This is a genomic window from Desulfovibrio sp. 1214_IL3152 (assembly GCF_036763055.1).
Taxonomy (GTDB): Bacteria; Desulfobacterota; Desulfovibrionia; order Desulfovibrionales; family Desulfovibrionaceae; genus Desulfovibrio.
Genome location: NZ_JBAIYW010000039.1, coordinates 1 through 5164 on the forward strand (window position 1 = coordinate 1; position 5164 = coordinate 5164).

At 59.3% G+C, this 5164-nt stretch carries 5 protein-coding genes; 1 reads left to right on the forward strand and 4 read right to left on the reverse strand.

Going from position 1 to position 5164, the window contains the following annotated elements; translation table 11 throughout:
- From V6C07_RS00795 to V6C07_RS00810, 4 genes are all read right to left on the reverse strand, one after another.
- Window positions 1-1151, reverse strand: a 1151-nt coding sequence (locus V6C07_RS00795) for a 3-isopropylmalate dehydratase large subunit (RefSeq protein ID WP_333534482.1), incomplete at its 3' end; no start/stop codon positions are given.
- 192 nt (window positions 1152-1343) lie between these two features.
- On the reverse strand, window positions 1344-2894 hold the full coding sequence (locus tag V6C07_RS00800; protein ID WP_333534484.1) for a 2-isopropylmalate synthase: 1551 nt from the start codon (window positions 2892-2894) through the stop codon (window positions 1344-1346).
- A 114-nt stretch (window positions 2895-3008) separates the two neighbouring features.
- A complete protein-coding gene (gene pssA, locus V6C07_RS00805) occupies window positions 3009-3770 on the reverse strand; it encodes a CDP-diacylglycerol--serine O-phosphatidyltransferase (protein WP_333534486.1) in 762 nt (253 codons plus the stop codon).
- A 45-nt stretch (window positions 3771-3815) separates the two neighbouring features.
- On the reverse strand, window positions 3816-4463 hold the full coding sequence (locus tag V6C07_RS00810; protein ID WP_333534488.1) for a phosphatidylserine decarboxylase family protein: 648 nt from the start codon (window positions 4461-4463) through the stop codon (window positions 3816-3818).
- Between the two features lie 274 nt (window positions 4464-4737).
- Here V6C07_RS00810 and V6C07_RS00815 point away from each other — a divergent pair, with 274 nt between their 5' ends.
- The gene (locus V6C07_RS00815) at window positions 4738-5088 is read left to right on the forward strand and encodes a chemotaxis protein (RefSeq protein ID WP_333534490.1); all 351 of its coding nucleotides are present in this window, start codon (window positions 4738-4740) and stop codon (window positions 5086-5088) included.
- Window positions 5089-5164: the final 76 nt, after the last annotated feature.

A 5164-nucleotide genomic window follows, 5' to 3' on the forward strand; every position in this document is an offset into this window, starting at 1 on the left:
CGGTTGGTGGTGGCTACGGCCCGCTCGCCGTCGCCCAGAATTCCCATATGGCCCCCCAGGCAAGGCCCGCAGGTGCTTGGCCCCACAATGCATCCCGCTTCCATAAAGACCTCGATCAGTCCTTCGCGGAGGCACTGCTTCCACACCGTGGGCGTGGACGGCAGCACGATGCAGCGCACGTTTTTGTCCACCTTGCGGCCACGCAGTATTTCGGCGGCATCGCGCATGTCGCTGATGCGGCCGTTGGTGCAGGAACCGATAACAACCTGCTGTATGGCCGTATCGCGCACTTCAGAAACAGGTTTCACATTGGACGGCAGATGCGGACAGGCCACCACAGGCTCCTTGTCCGTCACGCTCATGTCCACCACGCGCTCATAGACCGCACCGGGATCGGCAGCCATATTATCCAGCACGCCGGGGCGCTTGTGCTCGGCGCAATAGGTGCGTGTTTTGGCGTCCACGGCAAAAAGCCCCACCTTGCCGCCTGCCTCGATAGCCATGTTCGCCATGCTCAGCCGCCCCTCAACGGAAAGGGCGTCCACCACGGGGCCGCCGAATTCCAGGGCCTTGTACAGTGCGCCATCCACACCGATGGCGCCGATAAGCATGAGCATCAGATCCTTGCCGCGCAGCCAGCGGGGCATGTCGCCACGGATATTGACCCGGATGGTGGGCGGCACTTTAAGCCAGGTTTCACCCAGGGCCATGCCCGCCGCAATGTCCGTGGAACCCATGCCCGTGGCAAACGCGCCGATGCCGCCATAGGTGCAGGTGTGGCTGTCCGCTCCGATAACAAGGTCGCCGGGACCCACCAGCCCCTGTTCCGGCAGCAGGGTATGCTCCACGCCGCAGTCACCGCCCTCATAATAGTGTACAATGCCCTGCTCTTCGGCAAAACGTCGGCTGATGAGCACCTGATTGGCCGAATCAATATCTTTCTGCGGAGTAAAATGGTCCATAACAAGAGCAATCTTGGCGCGGTCAAAAACACTTTTCGCGCCCATGCCGTAAAAGGATTTGATAGCCAGCGGACCGGTAATATCGTTGGCAAGCACCATAGACACGCGGCACTGGACGATCTGGCCGTCCTGTTCCACCACATCGTCCGTATGGGCTTGCAATATTTTTTGCGCAAGCGTCTGAGCCATGATCTGTTCTCCTTTGAAGCTTGAACCACCCGTTGAGGAATGCCCGGCGGGATTCGTTGCTGGATACATTCCCTTTTGGGGCGTGTGCCGGTCCAAAAGGGAATCTGCCATATCCGGGCTTTACAGTCTGGACCGAGGGGTTCCGTTTAACGCCGACGCCATGCCGCCGGTCATCCGTTCAGGAAAAAACGCCTATCCGTCGTGCTGACAATGCAGACGCGGCCCCTCTTCTTCCTTTTTCGAAAGATGGTTCAGGGCGTTGACATAGGCTCGGGCGCTAGCCACAAAAATATCGGGATGCGTCCCGCGCCCCACCGCGCTGTATTCCCCGTCGCGCAGGCGCACGGTTACCTCGCCCAGAGCGTCGGTTCCTCCGGTAATGGCGTTGATGGCGTATTGCTCAAGCTCAGCCTCGCGCCCCACCATGTCGGCAATGACATTGAAGAGCGCATCCACCGGGCCGACGCCAAATCCGGCACCGCTGCTTTCCTTGCCGTCCACGTCCATAATGACGGCGGCCGTGGGCGGCACGCCGCCGGCATCCGAGCTTTGCACGCTTACATGGCGCAGACGGAAACGGTCGGGCGCGCGGTATATCTCTTCCTGCACAAGCGCCATGAGGTCATCGTCATGCAGGCTTTTCTTGCGGTCGGCCAACTGCTTCACAGCCTCGAAAAGCAGGTTGAGCTGCTCATCTTCAAGCTTGTAGCCCATGGCTTCAAACTTGTTGCGCACGGCATTGCGGCCCGAATGCTTGCCGATAACAAGATTGCTCTCGGTGCGGCCCACCGACTGCGGCGTCATTATTTCGTAGGTTTCACGGTTTTTAAGCATGCCGTCCTGATGGATGCCGGACTCGTGCGCAAAGGCGTTGGCCCCCACAATGGCCTTGTTGTTGGGTATGGGCTGGCCGATGGTCATCGAAAGCAGACGGCACGAAGGATAGAGCTGCTCGGTGACGATGTTGTGCTCCAGGCCAAAATAGTCCTGGCGTACCCGCAGGTTCATGACAACCTCTTCCAGCGAGGCATTGCCCGCGCGCTCTCCGATGCCGTTGAGCGTCACCTCCGCCTGACGCACCCCCACCTTGAAGGCCGCCAGCGTGTTCGCCACGGCAAGGCCCAGGTCATTATGGCAGTGGACGCTGAAGATGGCCTTGTCGCTGTTGGGCGTATTGGTGATGACATGCTCTATGCGCGCCGCATATTCGGCGGGCTGGGCATATCCCACGGTGTCCGGCAGGTTCACGGTGGTGGCCCCGGCCTTGATAACGGCCTCCACCACGCGGCAGAGAAATTCCGGTTCGGAGCGGGAAAAATCCTCGCAGGAAAATTCCACGTTGCTCGTGTACATGGCACAGCGCTTCACACCTTCGACGGCCATTCTGAGCACGTCATCGGGGTCTTTGCGCAACTTGTGGCGCATGTGCAGCGGCGAAGTGGAAAGAAAGATATGAATGCGCGGGTTGCGCGCCTGCTTGATGGCTTCCCAGCAGCGGTCGATATCGCTCGCCACGCAACGGGCAAGACCTGCCACCTGTATATCACCGGCCTGTGCGGCAATGCGCTGCACAGACTCGAAATCGCCAGGGCTGGAAGCGGGAAAACCGGCTTCCATAATATCAACGCCGAGCACTTCAAGCTGGTGGGCCAGGCGCAATTTTTCCTGCAAATTCATGGTGGCGCCGGGCGACTGTTCGCCATCGCGCAAGGTGGTGTCGAAAAAATACACACGATTATTCATGAGAAACTCCTCTGGGTATGACAAGTGATGTATCTTGCATAACGGCCACCGGCAGGGCGGCGGGTCCAGGGAGGGAGGCATTCCGCCCATGGGGCGGCGAGCCGTTACGCAACCTTAATCGCTCTGGGGCGATAGGGCGCGTAGTAGCTGACGGTCGCGACGGGGAAGGATCACGAAGGTGTAGATGAGACCACCGGCAATATACACGGCACAGAGCACGAAGCCCATGACGCGGGGAAAAGAAATGACGGTGGCAAGAATGAGCAAAAAGGCAAGCATGGCGCGAACAGGGTGCGCGCGCAAAAAGTCGTATTCCTTAAAGGAAAAATACCGCACCCGGCTCACCATCAATGTACCCACGCCCAAGGCCAGCAAAAGGGCCACATAGGGCGTAACAGGCTGCAAGACTTCAGGGAAAAGAGCGGCAAAAAACACGAAAGTCACAATGGTGCAGCCGCCGGCGGGAATGGGCAGGCCGATAAAAAAGCGCTTGCCAGCAGCCGCGGTGCTGACGTTGAAACGCGCAAGGCGCAAGGCTCCGCAGGCGGCGTAAATAAAGGCCGCGGCAATGCCCACGCGGTTAAAGCTCTGCAACTGCCACTGCCAGAGCAGCATGGCGGGGGCAAGGCCAAAGGCCACAAGGTCGGAAAGCGAGTCATACTGTACGCCGAACTCGCTGGCCGTATTGGTCAGGCGGGCCACCTTGCCGTCAAGCCCGTCCATAACGGCGGAAAGCAGAATAGCCATGCAGGCGGCCTCAAAGCGCCCCTGCCCGGCCCAGACCATAGACAAAAAGCCGAGAAACATGCTCAGCGTCGTGATCATGTTCGGCAGGAGGTATACTCCTTTGCGCGGCTTTTTGGCTTCTGTGGTCATGCTTCACCAATATGGCCCAAGGGGCCGTTATAGCGCTGTAAAAAGCTAGCTCTGCTTTGCGCGGGCCACTACACACTGCCCGGCAAAAACCTGCTGCCCCAACTGCGCAGCCGCAACATATCCTTCAGGCAGGTAAAGGTCAACACGTGAGCCAAAGCGTATCATGCCGTACTTCTGCCCGCGCTCAAGGGTGTCGCCCACATCGGTGCGGCAGACAATGCGTCGGGCCACAAGCCCCGCGATCTGCACCATGCTCCACTGCTTTCCCTCGGCATCACGCAGGCTGTAGGCGCAGCGCTCGTTGTCGGTAGCGGCCTTGTCAAAGGCGGCATTGACAAAAGCGCCGGGAAAATAGCGGATGTCTTCTACTGTTCCGGCCACGGGCGAACGGTTCACATGCACGTTGAAAACGTTCATGAAAATGCTGATGCACAGGCGTTTTTCACCGCTGAAAGGATCGTTTTTTTCTTCAATGCGGATAACTTTTCCATCGGCAGGGCTGATGGCAAGACCTTCGCCCTGGGGCGTCACGCGCTCGGGATCGCGGAAAAAATGCATGCTGAACCAGCACAGGGCCAGAAAAACAAGGGCCAGAGGCCACCAGCCAAGGGCGGCAAAAACAAGGGCCGAAAATCCGGTCAGGCCAATGCAGGGCCAGCCTTCGGGGGTAATGCCGCAATGGGCGGGGCGCATGGCAACTCCTGTACGTAATGCGCGGCAAGGCCGCACGGTTGCGCAATCAATGCAGCAGCATAGACTGATGTGATCCGCATGGCAAGCGGAAGTAAAAAAGCGGGCCGCAGACACACCGTTTTCGGGCCGCAGCATGGCGAAAATCAGGCATTTGGGCGCAAGCAGCTTCCCCGCATGACGGCATGAATGCATGCTGCCCGCCCCTCCCGGTAATTAGGGATGGCAACGACACACCCTCTTGCCGTATGCCGCCGCCGGGACTATACTGTACAGCATGAGCAGCATATTCAACCGTCGCTTTCCGGCCCGGGCCGCCATATGCAGTCTTGTCCTGGCATGCCTGCTGGCCGGGTGCGGTCCCAAAGACATAGGAGCGGGAACCTCCAGCGACGTTTCCGCAACGGCGCAGGGCGTAGCTGCCGAAGACCAGCTGCGTTACCCCATCATGGGGTCCAGTCGGACACAACAACTGCTCTATATGCGAAACAGGCCCGATGTCATGGCCAATACGCAGCAATGGCGGTTGCAGCAGTTCAACCGCGCGCACGGCCTTGACCGCGACCAAAACCCGGAACATCCGGAATACAGGGCTTTTCCCAAACAACGCAGCCCTTTCAAGCAATAACCTATGGACCCTATTACGCATGCCGCCAGCGGCGCAGTTGCCATGCTGGCCGCACCGCACCGCCCCGCCACCCGTT